This is a genomic window from Cellulomonas wangleii (genome assembly GCF_018388445.1).
In the GTDB taxonomy this organism is placed as follows: domain Bacteria; phylum Actinomycetota; class Actinomycetes; order Actinomycetales; family Cellulomonadaceae; genus Cellulomonas; species Cellulomonas wangleii.
On sequence record NZ_CP074405.1, the window covers coordinates 762,367 to 783,807 of the forward strand.

The following is a 21,441-nucleotide window of genomic DNA, read 5'->3' on the forward strand; positions in this document are numbered from 1 at the left end:
GACCCGTGACCCGCACCCGCGTGCTGGTGGTGGACGACTCCGTCGTCGTGCGCCGCCTCGTGACGGACGCCCTGTCGCGCGAGCCCGCCATCGAGGTCGTCGGCGTCGCCGCGGACGGGCGCATCGCCCAGGCCAAGGTCGCGCAGCTGGCGCCGGACGTCATCACGATGGACGTCGAGATGCCGCAGATGGACGGCATCGAGGCGGTCCGGGCGCTGCGTGCCGCCGGGCACCGGCAGCCGGTGATCATGTTCTCGACCGCCACCGAGCGCGGTGCGATCGCCACGCTCGACGCCCTCGCGGCGGGCGCCAGCGACTACGTCACCAAGCCGTCCAACCTCGGCAGCCTGCGCGAGTCGCTGGACCAGGTGGTGCGCGAGCTGGTCCCGCGGATCCTGGCGCTCGCCCCGCGCCCGGCCGGGGGTGCGGGCCTCGGGACCGGCGCACCGGTCACCACGCGCGGCGGGGCACCCGCCGTCCTGGCGCCGCCGCGCCCGCCGCACCGCGTCGAGGTGGTGGTCGTCGGGGCGTCCACCGGCGGGCCGGAGGCCCTGTCGCGCGTGCTGGCGGCGCTGCCGGTGCTGCCCGTGCCGGTCGCCGTCGTGCAGCACATGCCTCCCGTGTTCACGCGGCAGCTCGCCGCGCGCCTCGACCGGCTCGGCCCGCACCGGGTCGCGGAGGCCGCGCACGGTGTGACGCTGCTGCCGGGGCACGTCCACGTCGCGCCCGGCGACCACCACCTCGAGGTGCACCGGGCCGGCGGCGGGCTGGTCACGGCCCTGACCCAGGCGCCGCCGGTGAACTTCTGCCGGCCGGCGGTCGACGTGCTGCTGTCCTCCGCGGCGCAGGCCGCGGGGGCCGGTGTGCTCGCGGTCGTCCTGACCGGCATGGGTGCCGACGGCAGGACGGGCGCCGAGCGGGTCGTCACGGCGGGCGGCCGTGTGGTCGTGCAGGACGAGCGGACGAGCGTGGTCTGGGGCATGCCCGGTGCGGTGGCCGCGGCCGGCTGGGCGCACGGCGTCCTGCCCCTGGGGGAGATCGCCCAGCGGATCGCCGCGACGGTGGACGAGGGCCTGCGCGCACCGGCCGGCGAGGTCGCCTCGTGACCGTCACACCGCGCTCATTCGGGTTCGTGGCGGACCTGGTGCGTCGGCGCAGCGGGATCGCGCTCGAGCCGCACAAGCAGTACCTCGTCGAGAGCAGGCTGCTGCCGCTCGCCCGGGCCGCCGGCCACAGCGGCGTCGAGGCGTACGTCACCGCTCTGCGGCACCACCCCGACGAGCGGACGCACGACACCGTGGTCGAGGCGCTGACCACCCACGAGACGTCGTGGTTCCGTGACGTCGTCCCGTTCCGGGCGCTGCGGGAGCACGTCGTGCCGGCGTGGCGTGCCGACGCGCCTGCCGGCGCCCGGCTGCGCGTGTGGTCGGCCGCCTGCTCCACGGGTCAGGAGCCCTACTCGGTGGTCATGGCCGTCGCCGACCTGGAGCCGGGGGTCGACGTGCTGGCGACGGACCTGTCCGAGCCGGTCCTGGAGCGCGCCCGGCGCGGCCACTACACCCAGCTCGAGGTCGACCGCGGCCTGCCGGAGCCGATGCGCGCGCGCCACCTCACCCGCGCCGGCCGGGGCTGGCAGGTGAGCGAGGACCTGCGCCGACGGGTGACGTTCCGCCGGCACAACCTGCTCGACCTCGCCCCCGCGGGTCCGTTCGACGTGGTCCTGCTGCGCAACGTCCTCATCTACCTCGACGCCGAGGCCCGTCGTGGCGTGCTCGCGCGGGTGCACGGCGTCCTGCGGCGCGGTGGCTGGCTCGTCCTGGGCGCCGCCGAGACCACCGCCGGTGTGCACGGTGGGTTCGAGCCGGTCGTGCTCGGCGGTGCGCACCTGTACCGGGCGGCGGCCGTCGCCCCGGCCGTCACCGGAGGAGCAACCCTGCGATGAGAGCACTCGTGATCGACGACTCCCGGACGATGCGGCGCATCATCGTGCGCATCCTGCACGGCCTGGGCTTCGAGACCGTCGAGGCCGAGGACGGCCGTCAGGCGCTCGACCTGCTCGCCGAGGGACCGGTGCCGGACCTCGCGTGCGTCGACTGGAACATGCCGGTCATGGACGGTCTGACGTTCGTGGTGCACGCCCGGGCGGACCGGTCCCTGCGCGGGATGACGTTGATGATGGTGACCACCGAGAGCGAGCACGCGCAGATCGTGCGGGCGCTCGCGGCGGGCGCGCACGAGTACCTGGTCAAGCCGTTCGGCCCGGACGACCTGCGGGACAAGCTCGAGCTGCTCGGTCTCCTGCCGGTCGAGGCGACCTCGTGAGCGCGGCCGTCACCGGTGACGCCGTCGGGGCGATCGCCCGGGACCTGTTCGCGGTCATGGTCGACGGGGTCCCCGGCACGCTGCGCGCCTGGGACGCCCCGGCACCCGTGTGGGTGGAGCCCGTGGCCGCGTGGGTGGACCTGCACGGCGACTGGTCGGGGCGGGCGGTCGTCACCACCGAGCGGCGCACCGCCGACGGGGTCGCCCGCGCGCTGCTGGACCTGCCCGACGACGCGCCCGTCGGCGACGACGACCTGCGCGACGCGTTCGGCGAGGTCGCGAACGTCGTCGGGGGCAACGTGAAGTCGCTGCTGCCGACCACGGGGTCCATGGGGCTGCCGCAGGTGGGGGCGACGGAGCCCGCACCGGCGGGCTCCGTGGTCGTCGCGCACGTCCTGCTCGACTGGGGCGGTCGTGCGCTGGAGCTCACCGTGCGAGCGGCGTCGTGACGGCCGCGCGGCGGGTCGGGGGACGAGAACGAGGAGGAACGAGATGATCCGGGTCCTGGTGGCCGACGACAGCCGCGTGATGCGCCAGATCGTGATCCGCACGCTGCGGCAGGCGGGGTACGACTGGGAGGTGCGCGAGGCGGCCGACGGCGCCGAGGCGCTGGAGGCCGTCCGCGCCGACGAGCCCGACGTGATCCTCTCGGACTGGAACATGCCCGAGATGACCGGCCTCGACCTGCTGCGGCGCCTGCGGGCGGAGGGGTTCGACACACCGCTCGGCTTCGTCACGTCCGAGGGATCGCCGGAGATGCGGGCGCTCGCGGAGCGGGAGGGCGCCCTGTTCCTCATCGCCAAGCCCTTCACGCCCGAGGGCTTCCGCGCCGTCATCGACCCGGTGCTCGCGTGACGGGCCCGCAGACGCCCCTGCCTCCCGCCAAGGAGGTCCGCGACCTGCTGGCCGACCTGCTCGGGCGGGAGGTCGAGGTGCGCACGGGTGCCGCGATGGTCGACCCCACGCAGGACGGGGGCGCGCTGGTCGGGGTGTACGTGGACCGGCTGCTGTCCCTGCGGGCGCTGTGCCTGATGGACCTGCCCGCGGCGGCGTACGTGGGGGCGGCGATCGGTCTGGTGCCGGCGCGCGTCGCGCAGGAGAGCGTGGAGTGCGAGCTGCTCGGTCCGGGGCTCGAGGAGAACGCCCGCGAGGTGCTCAACGTCCTGGCCTCGCTCCTCAACGCCGAGGGCGCGCCGCACGTGCGGCTGGACGCGGTCCACGCCCCGCGCGAGGCGCTGCCGCACGACGTCGCGCCGTGGGTGCGGGCGTACGTGCGGCGAACGGACCTGGAGATCGACGTCGTCGGGTACGGGCGGGGTGGGTTCTCCCTGCTCGTGCTGTGACCTGGTCCCGGCGCCGCCGCGGCGACGCCGGGGGCGGTCTCAGCGCGGCGTCTGCCGGTAGGACGACAGGAAGTTGCCCATGCGCTCGACCGCCTCGGCCAGCACCCGCGCCTCCGGGAGCGTGACGATGCGCAGGTGGTCGGGGGTGGGCCAGTTGAACCCGGTGCCCTGCACCAGCAGGATCTGCTCGCTGACCAGCAGGTCGTAGACCAGCTGGGCGTCGTCGACGATCCCGAACACCTCGGGGTCGAGGCGCGGGAACAGGTACAGGGCGCCGTCGGGCTTGGTGCACGAGACGCCGGGGATGGCGTTGAGCCCTTCCCACGCGACCTGCCGCTGCTCGTGCAGGCGTCCGCCGGGCGCGATGAGCGCGTCGATGGACTGCACGCCGCCGAGCGCCGCCTGGATCGCGTGCTGCGCGGGCACGTTGGGGCAGAGCCGGGTCGACGCGAGCAGCGTCATGCCCTCGAGGAACCCCCGGGCGTGCGCCTGCGGCCCGGTGACGACGACCCAGCCGGCGCGGTAGCCCGCGACCCGGTACGTCTTCGACAGCCCGTTGAACGTCAGGCACAGCAGGTCCGGGGCGACGCTCGCCATGGGGATGTGCTGCGCACCGTCGTAGAGGATCCGGTCGTAGATCTCGTCGGCGAGGACCAGCAGGCTGTGCTCGCGGGCGATGTCCGCGATCTGCTCCAGCACCTCGCGCCGGTACACGGCACCCGTCGGGTTGTTTGGGTTGATGACGACGATCGCCTTGGTCCGCGGCGTGATCTGCTCGCGGATGTGCTCGACGTCCGGCTCCCAGCCGTTGGACTCGTCGCAGCGGTAGTGCACCGGCTGACCGTCGGACAGGCTCGTCATCGCCGTCCACAGCGGGTAGTCGGGGGACGGGATGAGCACCTCGTCGCCCTCGTCGAGCAGCGCCTGCAGCGTCATGGTGATGAGCTCGGAGACGCCGTTGCCGAGGTACACGTCGTCGACGTCGAACGTCGGGAAGTCCTCGACGGTCTCGTAGCGCGTCACGATCGCGCGACGCGCCGGCAGGATGCCGCGGGACTCGGTGTACCCGTGCGCGTACGGCACGGCCGCGATGACGTCGGCGACGATCTGGTGCGGCGCGTCGAACCCGAACGCCGCGGGGTTGCCGGTGTTGAGCTTGAGGACGCGGCGGCCCTCGGCCTCCATGCGTGCTGCCTCGTCCAGTGCCTTGCCGCGGATCTCGTAGAGGACACCCTTGAGCTTGGCGGACTGGTCGAGGGGGCGCAGCGTCATGCCCTGCAGCGTAACCCCGGCCGCTGGGTGACCGGAGCGGCCACCTGGGGGGAGGTGGCCTGGTCGTGCCGGCCGCCGGCCGTGGGCCGCGCGGGCCGTTCACCCGCGCGGGCCGTTCACCCGCGGCGGTGCGCCACCTCGTGCCGGTCCGGCTCCGACGGCCGGGTGCGTCCCGGCGTCGCGGGTCGCGGGCGGACCTGCCGGGTCCCGGCCCACGACCCATGGCCGGGCACCGACGAGGCGACGCCCACGGCCGCCGTCAGCGCGCCCGCCAGGCGCGCGTCGGACGACGGCGGTCCCACCGCGCGGAGCATCGTGCCCTCACCCTCCAGCTGCAGCGCGCCCGGCAGGTCGAGCCGGGCGCCCAGCAGCAGCAGGGTGTCCAGACGGCGTCCGCCGTCCGCGAGCAGGGGGTCCAGCGCCGGCGCCGGCTCCAGCACGACCGTCTCCGCCAGGAGCGGCTGCTCCGCCAGCCGTGCCCGCACGGTGCTGCGCACCCGGCCCGCCCGCTCCCCGGGCCGGCCGAGCACGAGGGTCTCGCGCAGCACCACCCGGGCGCCGGGCGCCAGGTCCACGTGCGTGAGCCGCAGGACGTCGGCACCGTCGGCGACGAGGAACGGCAGGCTCGGCCACAGCAGGACCGCGTCGGCGCCGAGGCGCACGTCGACCAGCCACGTGGCCCGGCCGCCGGCCATGTCGTGCGCCGCCGCGCCCGTGAGCTCGACGAGCTCGAGGGACCTGCCGGGCGCGACGTCGACCTCGATGCGGACGTCGTCCCGGGCGTCGAGCGGCCCGGTGGGGCCGAGGAGCGCCACGCGCACCCGGCCGTGCTCGTCGGCGAGCCGGCGCGCGCGGGCGACGTCGCCACCCACCTCGACGTCGCCGTCGGCCGTGACGACGACCCGGGTGCGCGTCACCGCGGGCTCCGCGGGCGGGCGTGCGCGCGTGTCAGGGCCTGCAGGACGTCCACCCCCGGGTGCCGGTGCCGACGCCTCCGCGGGCGTCGGGCTCGCGCCATCGTCACCGAGGTCCGCGGTGGCCCGCCATCGCAGGGAGGGCGCCGGTGCGCAGGCCGCACGCCCGGCGGGCGTGGGTCACCACGTCGGCGAGGTCACCCGCGTGGGCGTCGGTGCCGACGGAACGCACCAGGGTGCCCGGGCGGCCGAGCTGCAGGACGTCGCGGCCGGGGTCGTCGGCTACGGGCAGGTCGTCGCCGTCCAGCCGGGCGCCCAGCACCGTCACCGTGTCGAGGCACCGGTTGCCGCCCATCACCGCCGGGTCGGCCCACGCGGCCGGGTCCACCACCAGCGTCTCGACCAGCAGCGGCCGGTCCGCCAGGTGCGCCCGCGTCATGGTCGTCAGGTGCCCGCCGGCCTCGTGGGTGCGGCCCAGCACGAACGTCTCGCGGAGCACCGCGCACGCCCCCTCGGCCAGGTCGAGCGTCGCCGTCCGGTGCACCCGGGCGCCCGTCGCGACGACGAACGGCAGGGCGTCCCACACCAGCCGGCCCCCGGCGCCGACCCGCACGTCCACCGCCCACGCCGCCGACCCGCCCTGCATGTCGTAGGCGACGGTGCCGGTGACCTCGACGACCTCGAGGGCCACGTCCGCCCCCACGTCGACCGTGATCCGCACGTCGTCACCGGCCAGCAGCAGCGCCTCGGTCGCGACCAGGGCGACGCGGACCGTGCCGTCCTCGTCGGGCAGCCGCCGGCAGGCGAGCAGCCCGCCCGCGGTGTCGACGCGCACCCGACCGTCGACCGTGCGCGCGGCGGCGACCCGGGTGCCGCCCGTGCGGCCGCCGGCGCCCCGCGCACCCGTGCCCACGCCGGTCAGCGGACCGGCTGCTCGTCGCCGAGCGGGTGCGCGTGGCCGTGGTCGTGCTCGTGCTCGTGGCTGTGGACGGTGACGTGGCCGTCCTCGTCCGCGTGGCTGTGCGGGGCCATCGGGCCGGGGTCGACGGGGGTGTGCCGGCCCTCGCGGACGGCCGCCGTCATGTGGCGCACCCAGTCGGTGAGCGCCCCCACGGAGGTCGCGTCGTGGCGGGACAGCCCGATCACGGGCCCGCCGTCGCGCGCCGCCGACGCGTCGCGCAGCATCCGCTCGACGTCGACCTCGACGTACGGGGCGAGGTCCGTCTTGTTGACCACCAGCAGGTCGGCGCGTGCGATGCCGGGGCCGCCCTTGCGGGCGACGTCGCCGCCGCCGGCCACGTCGAGCACGAAGATCTGCGCGTCGACCAGCGCGGGGGAGAACGTCGCGGTGAGGTTGTCGCCGCCGGACTCGACCAGGACGAGGTCGAGCGGGCCGTGGTCGTGCTCGAGGTCCTCGACCGCGATGAGGTTGGGGGTGACGTCGTCGCGGATCGCGGTGTGCGGGCAGGCCCCGGTCTCGACGGCGCGGATCCGGTCGATCTCCAGCACGCCCGCCGCGCGCAGGATCTGCGCGTCCTCGTCGGTGTAGATGTCGTTGGTCACCACGCCCATCTCGATCTCGTCGGCGAGCTCGCGGCACAGCAGCGCGATGAGCGACGTCTTGCCGGTGCCGACGGGCCCCGCGACGCCCAGCCGGAACGCGCGGGCCGGGGTGGTGGGGGTGACGGGCTCAGCCATGGAACAGCCTCCGGGTGGTGCGGGCGTGGGCCTGCGCCCACGCGTCGGTCATCGGTGCCCCGGCCGACGGGATGTCGTCCGGGTCGGTCAGGTGGGCGACGCCCTGGGCCATGGCCGCGACGTCGGGGTGCAGGTCGAGCACCCACCGGGTCGTCGTCGCGGGGTCCAGCGGGGCGAGCTTGAGCGCGGCCGACGCGATGGTCTGCACGTCGTCGTACCCGACGAGCAGCGCCACCTGCAGCGCGTCGAGGCCGGTCACGGCGCCGATCGCGCCGGCGACGAGCGGGCGCGGGGGAGCCGCGCGCGGTGCGAACGCGCCGGCCAGGGCGTCCGGCCACAGCGCGAGCGCGAGCCGCAGGTACCCGCGGCCGAGCCGCCGGGCGGCGTCCCGCACCGCCGGGCTGGGTGTGCGCGCGGCCCACGCGTCCTCGACCGGACCCAGGTCACCACGGTCGAGCCACACGTGCCGCGCGACGACCGCGGCCCCCGCCTCGGTCGCGGTCACGGTCAGCAGGCGGGTCCGCGCCAGCGCCGGGACGCGGGTGAGGTCCTCGGGGCCGGAGCCTCCCCGGGGCGTCGTCAGGAGGCCGGCCTGGACGGCGGGTTCGAGGCCCGCCGAGTGGGCGTGGGCGCCCGTCGGCAGGCGGGCGTCCGCGAGCATCGCGAGCACCAGGAGCGCCGCCGGGCCCGTGGCCGGATCGACGTCCCGCGCGGGGCGTGCGGGTGCGTGCGGGGGTGTGCTCACGTCGGGGTCGCTCAGAACATCGAGTAGAGCTGGGCGAGGGGCAGGACGTCGGCGGGCGCCGGCTCGACGACGTCGCCGTCGATGCGGATGGTGAACGTCTCCGGGTCGACCTCGATGCGGGGCAACGCGTCGTTGTTGACCATCTGCGCCTTGCCGACGTCGCGCGTCGGGCGGATCGCCTCGAGACGGCGGCGCAGGCCCAGACGGCCCGCCAGCCCGTCGTCGAGCGCGGCCGGCGCAACGAACGACACCGACACGTCCGCCCCCGTCGCGTCCGCGAAGGACGGGCGCATGAGCACCGGCTGCGGCGTCGGGATGGACGCGTTGGGGTCGCCCAGGGCGGCCCACGCGATCGACCCGCCCTTGACGACGACGTCGGGCCGGACACCGAAGAACCGCGGGTCCCACAGCACGAGGTCCGCCAGCTTGCCGACCTCGACGGACCCGACCACGTGGTCGATGCCGTGCGCGACGGCCGGGTTGATCGTGTACTTCGCGACGTAGCGGCGGGCGCGCTCGTTGTCCGCGGGCAGCGCGGCGGACAGCGGGCCGCGCCGGTGCTTCATGACGTGCGCGACCTGCCACGTGCGGGTGATGACCTCGCCGATGCGGCCCATCGCCTGCGCGTCCGACGACGTGATCGACAGCGCGCCCATGTCGTGCAGGACGTCCTCGGCGGCGATCGTCGTGGCGCGGATGCGGGACTCGGCGAACGCGAGGTCCTCGGGCACCGACGGGTTGAGGTGGTGGCAGACCATCAGCATGTCGAGGTGCTCGGCCACGGTGTTGACGGTGTGGGGGAGCGTCGGGTTGGTCGACCCGGGGATGACGTGCGGCAGGGACGCGACCGTGAGGATGTCCGGCGCGTGCCCGCCGCCGGCGCCCTCCGCGTGGAACGCGTGGATCGACCGGCCCGCGATCGCGCCGATCGTCGACTCGACGAACCCCGCCTCGTTGAGCGAGTCCGAGTGCAGCGCGACCTGCAGGCCCCAGTCGTCGGCGGCGCGCAGCGCGGCGTCGATCGCGGCGGGCGTCGAGCCCCAGTCCTCGTGCACCTTGTACCCGCCGGCGCCCGCCAGGGCCTGCTCGGCCAGGCCGTCCGCGCTGACGGTGTTGCCCTTGCCCAGCAGCAGCAGGTTGACCGGCACGGTGTCGAGCGCGCGGTGCAGTGCCCGCAGGTGCCACGCGCCGGGGGTGACGGTGGTGGCCTTCGACCCCTCCGACGGCCCGGTGCCGCCACCCGCGAGCGTCGTCAGACCCGTCGCCAGGGCCTCGTGCACCTGCGACGGGGACAGGAAGTGCACGTGCACGTCGATGCCCCCGGCGGTGAGGATGCGTCCCTCACCGCTGATGACGTCGGTGGACGGGCCGATGCGCAGGTCCGGGTGCACACCGTCGGCGACGTCCGGGTTGCCCGCCCGGCCCAGCGCCACGATGCGCCCGTCGCGGATGCCGACGTCGGCCTTGACCACGCCCCACCAGTCCAGGACGAGCGCGTTGGTGATCACCGTGTCCGGCGCGCCCTCGGCGCGGGTCGTCGAGCCCTGCGCCATGGACTCGCGGATCGACTTGCCGCCGCCGAACACGGCCTCCTCGCCGCCGACCGTCAGGTCGTCCTCGACCTCGATCCACAGGTCGGTGTCGCCCAGGCGCACCTGGTCACCGGTCGTCGGGCCGTACAGCGCCGCGTAGCGGGCGCGCGAGATGGCGACCATCTACAGCGCACCCCCGTCGGTCTTGCCGCGCTGCAGGCCGGGCACGCGCCGCGCCCCGCGGATCGCCACGGCGTCGACGCTCCGCGACGCGCCCGGCTCGAACCGTTGCGACGTCCCCGACGGGACGTCAAGCCGGAAACCGTGGGCGGCGGCACGGTCGAACGCGAGCGCCGCGTTGGCGTCCGGCAGGTGCAGGTGCGACCCGATCTGCACGGGACGGTCGCCGGTGTTCTCGACGACGAGCGTGAGCCGCTCGGCGGGGGTGCGGTCGCCGTTGAGCACGACCGTGCCCTCGCGCGTGCGGACGGCGCCGGGGCCGTCGGCGGACGTGCCTGACATGGGTCCTCCGTCGTGTGGTGCGGGCAGGTGAGGGTCAGGCGATGGGGTCGTGCAGCGTGACGAGCTTGCGACCGTCGGGGAAGGTCGCCTCGACCTGGACGTCGCGCAGCATCTCCGGGACCCCGGGCATCACCTGGTCGCGGCTCAGCACCGACCGGCCGTCCGCCATCAGCTGCGGGACGCCGACGCCGTCGCGCGCCCGCTCGATCACCCACGTGCTCAGCAGCGCGACCGCCTCGGGGTGGTTCAGCAGGACGCCACGCGCCAGCCGGTCGCGCGCGACCATGCCGGCGACGGCCAGCAGCAGCTTCTCGGAGTCGGCGGGGGTGAGCCTCATGGCGAGCACCCTAGGGCGGTGCACCGGCCTGTATGCGCCCCGGTATACGCATGAAACGCGATGTTTACAGGACCGGTCGCCGAGGGTGCGTCCTCGGCGCCGGCGGGCTCGGGCGCGGGACCGGCCTCCCCGGTCCTGGCCGCGTCGACCCGACCGACGGGCAGCCTCCTCGACCGGCCGACGAACGGTTGACCGCGCCCTCAGCAGCGCGAAACCAACTGTTTACGCCCCGGGCCCGATCCGAGAAACACGGCCTCTCTAGCGTCCTCGGCCATGGGCACCGGCCTGTATACGCCGCGGGACACAGCGCGGTGGCGCGCGGCGGGTCGGCGCCCGGGCCCGGCATCGTCCGTCAGCTCGTCCTGATCGAAAGGCACCCCGTTGACCACTCACCCCCTCCCCCCGCGGACGGCCCGGAAGCGCGCGCTCGTCGTCTCGGCGGCCGCGCTCGCGGCCGCCCTGACCCTCTCGGCCTGCGGCGGCGCCCGCACCGCCGAGGGTGCGACCGGCACGGCGTCGGCCTCCGGTGGCGCGTCGTGCGTCGACACGTCCGGCGACACCGTGAAGATCGGGTTCCTCAACTCGCTGTCCGGCACCATGGCCATCTCCGAGCAGACGGTCCGCGACTCCCTCGACCTCGCCGCGGAGGAGATCAACGAGGCCGGCGGCGTGCTCGGCAAGCAGCTCGAGATCGTCGCCGAGGACGGCGCGTCCGAGCCCACCGTCTTCGCCGAGAAGGCCGAGAAGCTCATCTCGTCCGACTGCGTCGCCGCGGTCTTCGGCGGCTGGACGTCGTCGTCGCGCAAGGCGATGCTGCCGGTCTTCGAGTCGAAGAACTCGCTGCTGTTCTACCCGGTCCAGTACGAGGGCCTCGAGGCGTCGCCGAACATCTTCTACACCGGCGCGACGACGAACCAGCAGATCATCCCCGGCATGGACTACCTGGCCGAGCAGGGCAAGAAGAAGGTCTTCCTCGTCGGGTCGGACTACGTCTTCCCCCGCACGGCGAACAAGATCATCAACGCCTACGCCGAGGCCAACGGCATCGAGATCGTCGGCGAGGAGTACGCGCCGCTCGGGCACACCGACTTCGCGACGATCGTCAACAAGCTGAAGGCGTCCGGCGCGGACGCGGTGTTCAACACCCTCAACGGTGACTCCAACGTCGCGTTCTTCAAGGAGTACAAGAACGTCGGCCTGACCGCGGACGCCGTCCCGGTCGTCTCGGTGTCGATCGCCGAGGAGGAGGTCGGCGGCATCGGCGTCGACAACATCGTCGGACAGCTCACGGCCTGGAACTACTACCAGACGGTCGAGTCGCCCACGAACGAGACCTTCGTCGCCGCGTTCAAGGAGAAGTACGGCGAGGACCGTCCGACGTCCGACCCGATGGAGGCCGCGTACACGTCGCTGTACCTGTGGAAGGGCATGGTCGAGAAGGCCGAGTCCTTCGAGGTCGCGGACATCCAGGAGGCGGCCGACGGCGTGACGTTCGACGCCCCCGAGGGCACCGTCACCGTGAACGGCGACAACCACCACATCGCCAAGACGGCGTACATCGGCAAGATCGACGCCGACGGCCTGATCTACCCCGTGTGGGAGTCCGACGGCCCGATCGAGCCGGACCCGTTCCTCGAGGGCTACGACTGGGCCGAGGGCCTGTCCTGACCCTCGTCCTGCACGCCAGGACGCATCCCTGACGCGGGTGGCCCGGTCCGGGCCCACGGCCGACCGGGCCACCCGCGGGGGACGTCGAACCACCCCACGGAAGGCGGCGCCGCATGGACGCCCTGTTCTCCCAGCTCTTCGCGGGCCTGAGCCTCGGCTCGGTGCTGCTGCTCGCGGCGCTCGGCCTGGCCCTGACGTTCGGTCAGATGGGCGTCATCAACATGGCGCACGGCGAGTTCATGATGGCCGGCGCGTACACGGCGTTCGTCCTGCAGGCGTTCATCCCCGACGCGGGGGTGTCGCTGCTGGTGGCCCTGCCCGTCGGCTTCGTCGTCGGCGGCCTGCTCGGCCTGCTGCTGGAGGTCACGCTGATCTCCCGGATGTACCGCCGACCACTGGACACGCTCCTGGTCACGTTCGGTGTCGCGCTGGTGCTGCAGCAGCTCGCGCGTGATGTCTTCGGCGCCCCGAACGTCGACGTGCGTGCCCCGGCGTGGCTGTCCGGCGCGGTGCCGTTCCTCGGCATGAACCTGCCGAAGACCCGGCTGTTCATCCTCGCGCTGGCGATCGCCTGCGTCATCGCCCTCTCGCTGGTGCTCAAGATGACGTCGCTCGGCCGGCGGATCCGCGCGACGGTCCAGAACCGCGACCTGGCCGAGACGTCCGGCGTCTCGACGCGCGCCACCGACCGGCTCACCTTCTTCGTCGGCTCCGGGGTCGCCGGGGTCGCGGGCGTCGCGCTGACCCTGCTCGGGTCGATCGGCCCGACGCTGGGCACCAACTACATCGTCGACGCGTTCCTCGTGGTCGTCGTCGGCGGCATCGGGCAGCTCAAGGGGGCCGTCATCGCGGCGTTCTCGCTGGGCATCCTGCAGGCGACCTTCGAGTACTCCACGACCGCGAGCCTGGCCAAGGTGCTGCTGTTCGTCGTCATCGTCGCGTTCCTGCAGGTCCGGCCGCAGGGCCTGGTCTCGGTCCGGACGAGGAGCCTGGCGTGAGCGCCCCGCGGTCCACGACCTCCCCGGCCGCCCTGTGGCGCCGGCCCGCCCTGCGCGTGTGGATCGGCGTCGCCGTCGCCGCGGTCGTCCTGTTCGGCCTGGCCCCCGCGGTGCTGTCGGACTTCCGCCTCAACCTGCTCGCCAAGTTCCTGTGCCTGGCGATGGTCGCGGTCGGCATCGGCCTGGCGTGGGGGCGCGGCGGCATGCTCGTGCTCGGTCAGGGCGTGTTCTTCGGCATCGGCGGCTACCTCATGGCGATGCACATGAAGCTGTCGGACGCCGGCCCGGGCGGGGTCCCGGACTTCATGCTCCTGTACGGCGACGGGGTCGTGCCCGGCTGGTGGGAGCCGTTCCGCAGCCCGCTGGTCACCGTCCTGGCGATCCTGCTGCTGCCCGCCGCGGTCGCCACGCTGCTCGGTCTGGCGGTCTTCCGCCGGCGGGTGCGCGGCGCGTACTTCGCGATCCTGTCCCAGGCGCTCGCGGCGGCGTTCGCGATCCTGCTGGTCGGCCAGCAGAAGGTCACCGGTGGGACCAACGGGCTCAACGGCTTCCGGTCGTTCTTCGGCTACGACCTGGCCGACCCGATCAACAAGCGGATGCTGTACTTCATCGCCGCGGGCGTGCTCATCGCCATGGTCGTCGTCGTGCGGCTGCTCATGGTGTCCCGCTACGGCGAGCTGCTGGTCGCGGTGCGCGACCAGGAGAACCGGGTCCGGTTCCTCGGCTACGACCCCGCGAACGTCAAGGTCGTCGCCTACGCGATCGCCGCGTGCTTCGCCGGCATCGGCGGGGCGCTGTTCGCGCCGGTCGTGGGCATCATCTCGCCGGCCGACGTGGGCGTGATCCCGTCCATCGGGTTCCTCGTCGGCGTCGCGATCGGCGGCCGGGCGACGCTGCTGGGCCCGGTGCTCGGCGCGGTCGCGGTGTCCTGGGCCGAGACCGGGCTGTCCGAGCAGTTCCCGTCCTTCTGGACCTACTTCCAGGGGGCGCTGTTCATCCTCGTCGTCGCGTTCCTGCCGCAGGGCTTCGCGTCCCTGGGCGGGCTGTGGCGCCGGCGCCGGGCCGTCGGTGACGCGGCGCCCGGCGAGCCGCCGACGCACCCCGGACCGACCGACGCCGCGCCGGACCGCACGACCGGGGACGACGGCGCCGACGCGACACCGGCCGACGCCGCGCCCACCGCAGGGAGGAACGCATGAGCCCGCACCCCGAGAGCGTCGACCCGGTCGTCCCCGAGGACGTCGGCGGACTGGACCCCGAGGCCCTCGAGCAGGTCCTCGCGGCGCCGGGCGAGCGGTTCCGGCACGACTACCTGGAGATCCGCGACCTGCGCGTGGTGTTCGACGGGTTCGTGGCCGTCGACGGCGTGGACCTCACGGTCACCCGCGGCGACCTGCGGTTCCTCATCGGCCCCAACGGCGCCGGCAAGACGACGATCGTCGACGCGATCACCGGGCTCGCACCCGCCACCGGGTCCGTGCAGTTCGGCCGCGTCGACCTGCTGGGCAAGCCGTCGCACCGGATCGTGCGCGCCGGTGTGGGGCGCACCTTCCAGACCGCGAGCGTCTTCGACGAGCTCACGGTGCTGCAGAACCTCGACATCGCCGCGGGCGCGGGCCGCCAGCCCCTGACGATGCTGCGCCGCCGGCGCGGCATCCCGCCGGAGGTCGAGGCCGCGCTGGAGACGGTCGGCCTGACGAAGGTCCGCGACCTGCCCGCCGGGGTGCTCGCGCACGGGCAGAAGCAGTGGCTCGAGATCGGCATGCTCCTGGTCCAGGACGCCCGCCTGCTGCTGCTCGACGAGCCGGTGGCCGGCATGAGCCAGGCCGAGCGCGAGGAGACCGGGCTGCTGCTGCAGCGCATCGGCGAGCAGCGCACGGTCGTCGTCGTCGAGCACGACATGGAGTTCCTGCGGGCCTTCGCCGCCTCGGTCACCGTGCTGCACCAGGGCAAGGTCCTGTCCGAGGGCACGGTCGCGCAGGTGCAGGCCGACCCCCGCGTGGTCGAGGTGTACCTGGGGTCGGGCACGCACGGCCGGGGGCGGGGGACGGCCGCCGCGGCGGCCGCACCCGCCGCGAGCACGGAGGTGGAGTGATGCTGGAGCTGCGCGGGCTGCACGTGGGGTACGGCCGCACGGCGGTCGTCCACGGCGTCGACATCGAGGTCCCGGACGGCGCCGTCGTGGCCGTGATGGGGCACAACGGCGCGGGCAAGACGACGCTCCTGCGGGCGGCGGTCGGGCTGCTGCCCGCCCGCTCCGGCACGGTCCTGCTGGGCGGCGAGGACGTGACGCGGACGCGACCGCACCAGCGGGTGCGCGCCGGCCTGGCGTACGTGCCCCAGGGGCAGCAGTCGTTCGGGCAGCTCACGGCGCGCGAGAACCTGCAGCTGGTCGCCGACGTCGCCGGTGCGCAGGGGACCCGGCGGCTCGACGAGGCGCTCGACCTCTTCCCGGCGCTGCGCGGGCTGCTGACGCGGCGCGCCGGTCTGCTGTCCGGTGGCCAGCGGCAGCAGCTCGCGATCGCCCGGGCGCTCATCACCGGTCCGCGGCTCATCGTGCTCGACGAGCCGACCGAGGGGATCCAGCCGTCGGTCGTCGCCGAGATCGAGGACGCGATCGTGCAGCTCGCCTCGGGCGGTCTGTCGGTGCTGCTCGTCGAGCAGCACGTCGGGTTCGCCCTCGCCGCGTCGTCGCACTACTACGTGCTGGAGTCGGGGCGGGTCACCGCGCACGGTGCCGGCGGCGTGGCGCAGGAGGGCGACGTGCGTGCCGCGATGGCGCTCTGAGCGCGCCGGTCCCGGCCCGGGTCGACCGGGCGGGGCGACGGTCGTGCGGGGCCGCCGCCGACCACGAGCCAGGGGGTGGGAGTCATGAGCACGTCCACGGGTCCGGTCGCGCCGGGTGCCGCCGCGGTGGTCCCTGCCGGCGGCTCGCTGCGCGAGCACGTCTACCAGCGGCTGCGCGACGAGATCCTCAACGGCAGGGTCTCCCCGCGGGACCGGCTCACCGAGCCCAAGCTGTCCCGGGCGTTCGAGGTGTCCCGGACCCCGGTGCGGGAGGCGCTGTCACGGCTGCTGTCCGACGGGCTCGTCGAGCGCACCGACTTCGGGTACGCGGTGGTCGTGCCCTCGCTCGCGTCGCTGCGCGACCTGTACGAGCTGCGGATCACCCTGGAGCTGCGCGGCATCGCCCGGGCCATCGAGAACCCGCAGGTGCGCCACGACCGGGCGCTGCTGGGCGCCGAGCTCGGACGCTGGCAGGAGCTGCGGGACGTGGTCCCCGACCCGGACCCCAGCTTCGTGGTGCTCGACGAGGGCTTCCACCGGGCGCTGTCGCAGGCGTCCGGCAACGCCCAGCTCACCGATGCGCTCGTGACCGTGAACCAGAAGATCCGCGCGGTGCGCATGCACGACTTCGTCGAGGACGAGCGCATCACCGCCACCATCGACGAGCACCTGGAGATCCTCGAGCTCGTGCTCGCCGAGCGCCTCGGCGAGGCGCTGACGGCACTGCACCAGCACGTGGGGGAGTCGTTGGAGGTCGTCATGGAGCGCGCCTCGCACGCGATGGCGCGGATGGCCATCACGGGCTGAGGCGGGTGCGTCAGGCGAGGACCACCGGACAGTCGTCCTCCCAGATCCGCGCCGCGGTGTCGCGGGCCGGGGGGAGGTCGGGGAACGCCTGCGACCACGTGTCCTGGATGTCGGCGCGGCGCTCGGCGCCGATCAGGTAGAACCCGAAGTTCACCACGTCGTAGCCCTTGACGTTCTCGCAGATCGCGCGCGCGCCGTCCCGCACGACGGTCACGTCGAGCGGCACCTCGTCGGGCCACCTGACGGTCACCGTCATCGTGTTGGCGAACCCGTCGAGGTGCGCGCCGACGTGCGTCTCGTCGGCGTCCGGCAGCACCTCGGCCACGGCTTCCCGGACGACCTGGGTGATCGCGACGCCGTTCTCGTCGACCGGTGGCCCGAAAGCCTGGTCGCGCATGGCGCTGCAACCGCCGAGCACGACGGTCAGCGTGAGGGCTGCGGCGAGTGCGGCCACGGGGTGTCGTGCCATGGGTGTGCGGGTCCTCCGGGTCGGGTGGTGGGATCGCCCAACGTAGACGGGGGCCGCGCGCAGGTGCGCCGGCGACACCCTGCGCGCACGGGTGAAGCGGGCCTCCGGCTCCGCGCCCCGCGTCGGGTCCCGCAGCCCTCGCCCACGTGCGTAACCCCCCGTTCACACCTGTGCGCCTCCGGGGAAACAGGGGCTTCCTACGGTCCGGATACCGGCACGTATACACCGGCACGTCGACACACGGCCCGTGTGCACGCGGCCGCCGACCCGAAGGACGCCGTGTTCGACACCCTGCTCGTGGCCGACCGCGGCGAGATCGCCGTGCGCGTCCTGCGCACGGCGGCCCGGCTGGGCCTGCGCACGGTGGCGGTGCACACCGACGTCGACGCCGCCGCGCCGCACGTGCGCCACGCCGACGTCGCCGTACCCCTCGGCCCCGCCGACGCCTACCGGCACGCCGACGCGATCATCACGGCGGCGAGGGCCGCCGGTGCCGGGGCGGTCCACCCCGGGTACGGGTTCCTGTCCGAGGACGCGGGCTTCGCCGCGGCGGTCGAGGCGGCCGGGCTGGTGCTCGTCGGCCCGGCACCCGAGCACCTGGCGGTCTTCGGCGACAAGCACCGCGCGCGTCGGGCGGCGCGCGCGGCCGGGGTCCCGCTGCTCCCCGGCAGCGGTCTGCTGAGCGACGTCGACGAGGCGCTGGCTGCGGCGGAGCGGCTCGGCTACCCGGTGATGGTCAAGGCCGTCGGCGGGGGCGGCGGCACCGGGATGCGGGCGTGCGCGACGCCGGCGGACGTGCGGACCGCCTGGGACGGTCTCGCCCGCCTGCCGGCGGCGCGCGGCGGCGTGCTCGTCGAGCGGCTGGTGCGCCGGGCACGGCACGTCGAGGTGCAGGTGTTCGGCGACGGCGCCGGCCGCGTCGTGAGCCTGGGGGACCGCGACTGCTCGCTGCAGCGCCGGCACCAGAAGGTGGTCGAGGAGGCCCCGGCGCCGGCGCTCGCCGACGACCTGCGCGAGCGGCTCGCCACGTGGGCGCGCGCCCTGACCGCGTCGGTCGGGTACCGGTCGGCCGGCACCGTCGAGTACGTCGTCGACGTCGAGCGGGGCCGGGCGGCCTTCCTCGAGGTGAACGCGCGGCTCCAGGTGGAGCACACCGTCACCGAGGAGGTCACGGGTGTCGACCTCGTCGGCTGGATGCTGCGCCTGGCCCGGGGCGACGCGGACCTGCGGGCCGAGCTCGCGGCGCTGCCCGACACCGGCCCGCCGCTGCGCGGGCACGCCGTGCAGGCGCGGGTCTACGCCGAGGACCCACGCCGCGGGCACCGGCCCGGCGCCGGGCGGCTCACGGCCGTGACGTTCCCGGCGGGGGTGCGGGTCGACACCTGGGCGGAGGCCGGGCAGGAGGTCACGACGCACTACGACCCGCTGCTCGCCAAGGTCGTCGTGCACGGCGCCGACCGGGTGGCCGCGCTCGACGCCGCCGGTGCCGCGCTCGCGGGCACCGCCGTGCACGGGGTGGCCACGAACCTGCCGCAGCTGCGGGCGGCCCTCCGGCGCGACGACGTCCGCGCCGCCCGGCACACCACCGGGACCCTGGCCGAGGTCGTCGACGACGAGCCGTGGGTCGAGGTCGAACGACCCGGCCTGCTGACGACCGTGCAGGACTGGCCGGGCCGCGTGGGGCACTGGGACGTCGGGGTGCCGCCGTCCGGGCCGGTGGACGACCTGTCGTTCCGGCTGGGCAACGCCGCGGTCGGCAACCCGGAGGGTGCCGTGGGCCTGGAGTGCACGCTGCAGGGGCCGCGGCTGCGGTTCAGCCACGGGGCCGTCGTGTGCGTCACCGGCGCGCCCGCACCCGTGAGCGTGGACGGCGCGGCCGTGCCGCAGTGGGAGCCGGTCGCCGTGCCGGCCGGCGGTGTGCTCGACGTCGGGACGCCGCCCGGCCCGGGCCTGCGGACGTACGTGCTGGTGCGCGGGGGTCTCGACGCCCCGCGGTACCTGGGCTCGGCGGCGACGTTCGTGCCCGGGGGGTTCGGCGGGACGACGGGGCGTGCGCTGGTCACCGGGGACGTGCTGACGCCCGCGGACGGTCCCGCGGGGCCGACGGCCGCCGTGCCGCCGGACCTGCGGCCACGGTTCACGCACGCCTGGGAGCTGGCCGTCCAGGAGGGCCCGCAGCCCGCGCCGACGTACCTGATGCGCGCGGACGTCCGCACGCTGCACGACGCGACCTGGCGCGTGCAGGCGCACGCCGACCGGGCGGGGGTCCGGCTGACCGGCCCGCGGCTGCGCTGGGCACGGCCCGACGGCGGCGGGGCCGGTCTGCACCCCTCGAACCTGCACGACAACCCGTACTCGGTGGGGGCGCTCAACCTCTCCGGCGACACCCCCGTGCTGCTGGGGCCGGACGGGCCCTCGCTCGGCGGGTTCGTGTGCCCGGTCACGGTCGTCTCGGGGCACCGCTGGCGGATCGGGCAGCTGCGCCCCGGGGACACCGTGCGCCTGGTCCCCGTGACGGCCGCGGCACCCGCCGCGCTGCGCGCCCCCGCGGCGCGGGTGGCCGCGTCCGTGCCCGTGGACCTGCGCGCCGGGCAGGACGACGGCGACGACGGTGTGCTCGCGCGCGTGCCGCAGGACCCGACGGACCCCGTCGCGCGTCCCGGTCTGGTGTGCCTGCGCGGCGGGGACGACAACGTGCTCGTCGAGTACGGCCCGCCGGTCCTCGACCTGGGGCTGCGCCTGCGCGTGCACGCGCTGGGCCGGGCGCTGCGGGCGCGGGCGGTGCCCGGCGTCGTCGACGTCACCCCCGGGGTGCGGAGCCTGCACGTGCACGTCGACCCCGAGCGGCTGCCGCCGGCGCGCCTCGTCGACCTGCTCGTCGAGGTGGACGCGACCCTGCCCCCGACCACCGACATGGTGGTGCCCTCCCGGCGGGTGCACCTGCCGCTGTCGTTCGAGGACCCCGCCGTGGCGCAGGCCGTCGACCGCTACACCCTGGGGGTGCGGGCGCACGCGCCGTGGCTGCCGTCCAACATCGAGCTCGTGCGCCGCATGAACGGCCTGGCGGACGCGGACGACGTCCTGGCGACGATGCTCGCCGCCGAGTACCTGGTCCTGGGCCTGGGCGACGTGTACCTGGGCGCACCGCTGGCCGTGCCCCTCGACCCGCGGCACCGCCTGATGACGACCAAGTACAACCCCGCCCGCACGTGGACCGCCCCCGGCACCGTGGGGCTGGGCGGGCAGTACCTGTGCGTGTACGGCATGGACTCGCCCGGCGGGTACCAGCTGGTGGGGCGGACGCTGCCGGTCTGGGCGACGCACGGCCCGGGACGCGGCCCGGAGCCCGGCGTGCCGTGGCTGCTGCGGTTCTTCGACCGGGTCGTCTGGGAGCCCGTCGACGCCGCCGAGCTGGCCGCGCAGCGGGCCGCGTTCGCGGCCGGGCGCCTGGACGTGCGCGTCGAGCAGGGCACCTTCGCGTACCGCGACCACCTGCGGATGCTCGACGAGCACGCCGTGCAGATCGCCGAGGTCGAGGCGCGGCGGGCCACCGCCTTCGCCGCCGAGCGCGCCGGGTGGGCGGCCGCAGGGGAGCTCGACGCGGACCGCGCGCCGGTGCCCGCGACGGTCGCGGACCCGTCCCCTGCCTCGCCGTCCGACCTGCCCGACGGCCACCTGCTCGTCGCGGCGCCCATGGTCGGGTCCGTGTGGCGGGTGGCGGCGGCACCGGGGCAGGACGTGCGGGAGGGTGACCCGCTCGTGGCCCTCGAGGCGATGAAGCTCGAGCTCGTGGTGCCGGCACCGGCCGCCGGCCGGGTGGTGCGGGTGCTCGTGGAGCCAGGTCAGCAGGTGGCGCCGGGCGCCCCGCTCGCCGTGCTGGCGGTGAGCCCGCGCCCCGACGACACCGTCCGGACGTCCTGCCGGGACGGACCGGGCCCGACCGCGGGGGACCTCCAGCCGACCCCTGGTTTCCCCACGAGCCCGTGAGCCCGTCCCACCCGTGGAACCCGTCCCACCCGTGGACCCC

Annotated in this window: 22 protein-coding genes; 13 read left to right on the forward strand and 9 right to left on the reverse strand. The window is 74.9% G+C overall.

The genetic code is table 11. The features are described 5' to 3' along the window. Positions 1 to 5 precede the first annotated feature (5 nt). The 6 genes from cheB to KG103_RS03775 are packed head-to-tail and all read left to right on the forward strand — an operon-like array spanning position 6 to position 3,665. Complete coding sequence (cheB, locus tag KG103_RS03750; protein ID WP_207340522.1) at positions 6 to 1,106, forward strand: chemotaxis-specific protein-glutamate methyltransferase CheB; 1,101 nt, start codon at positions 6 to 8, stop codon at positions 1,104 to 1,106. After that, positions 1,103 to 1,942, forward strand: a complete 840-nt coding sequence (locus tag KG103_RS03755) for a CheR family methyltransferase (protein WP_207340523.1) — start codon at positions 1,103 to 1,105, stop codon at positions 1,940 to 1,942. The genes cheB and KG103_RS03755 overlap by 4 nt, the downstream gene beginning before the upstream one ends. Further along, positions 1,939 to 2,322 carry a response regulator gene (locus KG103_RS03760; RefSeq protein ID WP_207340524.1) on the forward strand — a complete coding sequence of 128 codons (384 nt, stop codon included), beginning with the start codon at positions 1,939 to 1,941 and terminating at the stop codon, positions 2,320 to 2,322. The genes KG103_RS03755 and KG103_RS03760 overlap by 4 nt, the downstream gene beginning before the upstream one ends. Further along, a complete protein-coding gene (locus KG103_RS03765) occupies positions 2,319 to 2,771 on the forward strand; it encodes a chemotaxis protein CheX (protein ID WP_249670766.1) in 453 nt (150 codons plus the stop codon). Before KG103_RS03760 ends, KG103_RS03765 begins: the two co-directional genes overlap by 4 nt. 43 nt (positions 2,772 to 2,814) lie before the next feature. Beyond that, on the forward strand, positions 2,815 to 3,177 hold the full coding sequence (locus tag KG103_RS03770; protein WP_207340525.1) for a response regulator: 363 nt from the start codon (positions 2,815 to 2,817) through the stop codon (positions 3,175 to 3,177). Next, entirely contained in the window at positions 3,174 to 3,665 is a 492-nt protein-coding gene (locus KG103_RS03775) for a hypothetical protein (protein ID WP_207340526.1), read from the forward strand. The genes KG103_RS03770 and KG103_RS03775 overlap by 4 nt, the downstream gene beginning before the upstream one ends. Before the next feature lie 39 nt (positions 3,666 to 3,704). On the opposite strand, the gene KG103_RS03780 is transcribed toward KG103_RS03775, so the two are convergent. From KG103_RS03780 to KG103_RS03810, 8 genes are all read right to left on the reverse strand, one after another. Continuing rightward, positions 3,705 to 4,937, reverse strand: a complete 1,233-nt coding sequence (locus tag KG103_RS03780) for a pyridoxal phosphate-dependent aminotransferase (RefSeq protein WP_207340527.1) — start codon at positions 4,935 to 4,937, stop codon at positions 3,705 to 3,707. A 116-nt stretch (positions 4,938 to 5,053) separates the two neighbouring features. Continuing rightward, entirely contained in the window at positions 5,054 to 5,854 is an 801-nt protein-coding gene (locus tag KG103_RS03785; RefSeq protein ID WP_207340528.1) for an urease accessory protein UreD, read from the reverse strand. A 103-nt stretch (positions 5,855 to 5,957) separates the two neighbouring features. Beyond that, on the reverse strand, positions 5,958 to 6,764 hold the full coding sequence (locus tag KG103_RS03790; RefSeq protein WP_207340529.1) for an urease accessory protein UreD: 807 nt from the start codon (positions 6,762 to 6,764) through the stop codon (positions 5,958 to 5,960). A 5-nt stretch (positions 6,765 to 6,769) separates the two neighbouring features. Further along, positions 6,770 to 7,549, reverse strand: coding sequence for an urease accessory protein UreG (ureG, locus tag KG103_RS03795; RefSeq protein ID WP_207340530.1), 780 nt, complete (start codon positions 7,547 to 7,549; stop codon positions 6,770 to 6,772). Next, positions 7,542 to 8,294, reverse strand: coding sequence for an urease accessory protein UreF (locus KG103_RS03800; protein WP_249670768.1), 753 nt, complete (start codon positions 8,292 to 8,294; stop codon positions 7,542 to 7,544). Before KG103_RS03800 ends, ureG begins: the two co-directional genes overlap by 8 nt. A gap of 11 nt (positions 8,295 to 8,305) precedes the next feature. Next, the gene (locus tag KG103_RS03805; RefSeq protein ID WP_207378752.1) at positions 8,306 to 10,009 is read right to left on the reverse strand and encodes an urease subunit alpha; all 1,704 of its coding nucleotides are present in this window, start codon (positions 10,007 to 10,009) and stop codon (positions 8,306 to 8,308) included. After that, positions 10,010 to 10,348, reverse strand: coding sequence for an urease subunit beta (gene ureB / locus KG103_RS18770; protein WP_207378751.1), 339 nt, complete (start codon positions 10,346 to 10,348; stop codon positions 10,010 to 10,012). It lies immediately after the preceding gene. Between the two features lie 34 nt (positions 10,349 to 10,382). Then, complete coding sequence (locus KG103_RS03810; RefSeq protein ID WP_207340531.1) at positions 10,383 to 10,685, reverse strand: urease subunit gamma; 303 nt, start codon at positions 10,683 to 10,685, stop codon at positions 10,383 to 10,385. Between the two features lie 381 nt (positions 10,686 to 11,066). Here KG103_RS03810 and urtA point away from each other — a divergent pair, with 381 nt between their 5' ends. From urtA to KG103_RS03840, 6 genes are all read left to right on the forward strand, one after another. Next, positions 11,067 to 12,353, forward strand: coding sequence for an urea ABC transporter substrate-binding protein (gene urtA / locus KG103_RS03815; protein ID WP_207340532.1), 1,287 nt, complete (start codon positions 11,067 to 11,069; stop codon positions 12,351 to 12,353). A 113-nt stretch (positions 12,354 to 12,466) separates the two neighbouring features. Further along, positions 12,467 to 13,351 carry an urea ABC transporter permease subunit UrtB gene (urtB, locus tag KG103_RS03820; RefSeq protein WP_207340533.1) on the forward strand — a complete coding sequence of 295 codons (885 nt, stop codon included), beginning with the start codon at positions 12,467 to 12,469 and terminating at the stop codon, positions 13,349 to 13,351. Beyond that, positions 13,348 to 14,550, forward strand: a complete 1,203-nt coding sequence (gene urtC, locus KG103_RS03825; RefSeq protein WP_207340534.1) for an urea ABC transporter permease subunit UrtC — start codon at positions 13,348 to 13,350, stop codon at positions 14,548 to 14,550. Before urtB ends, urtC begins: the two co-directional genes overlap by 4 nt. Next, complete coding sequence (urtD, locus tag KG103_RS03830; protein WP_207340535.1) at positions 14,547 to 15,446, forward strand: urea ABC transporter ATP-binding protein UrtD; 900 nt, start codon at positions 14,547 to 14,549, stop codon at positions 15,444 to 15,446. The genes urtC and urtD overlap by 4 nt, the downstream gene beginning before the upstream one ends. Next, a complete protein-coding gene (gene urtE, locus KG103_RS03835; protein WP_207340536.1) occupies positions 15,446 to 16,138 on the forward strand; it encodes an urea ABC transporter ATP-binding subunit UrtE in 693 nt (230 codons plus the stop codon). Before urtD ends, urtE begins: the two co-directional genes overlap by 1 nt. A gap of 84 nt (positions 16,139 to 16,222) precedes the next feature. Beyond that, on the forward strand, positions 16,223 to 16,945 hold the full coding sequence (locus KG103_RS03840; RefSeq protein WP_207340537.1) for a GntR family transcriptional regulator: 723 nt from the start codon (positions 16,223 to 16,225) through the stop codon (positions 16,943 to 16,945). Between the two features lie 10 nt (positions 16,946 to 16,955). Here KG103_RS03840 and KG103_RS03845 read toward each other — a convergent pair whose 3' ends face one another. After that, the gene (locus KG103_RS03845) at positions 16,956 to 17,414 is read right to left on the reverse strand and encodes a hypothetical protein (RefSeq protein ID WP_207340538.1); all 459 of its coding nucleotides are present in this window, start codon (positions 17,412 to 17,414) and stop codon (positions 16,956 to 16,958) included. Between the two features lie 279 nt (positions 17,415 to 17,693). Between KG103_RS03845 and uca the strand changes: the two genes are divergently transcribed. Further along, on the forward strand, positions 17,694 to 21,401 hold the full coding sequence (uca, locus tag KG103_RS03850; protein WP_207340539.1) for an urea carboxylase: 3,708 nt from the start codon (positions 17,694 to 17,696) through the stop codon (positions 21,399 to 21,401). Positions 21,402 to 21,441: the final 40 nt, after the last annotated feature.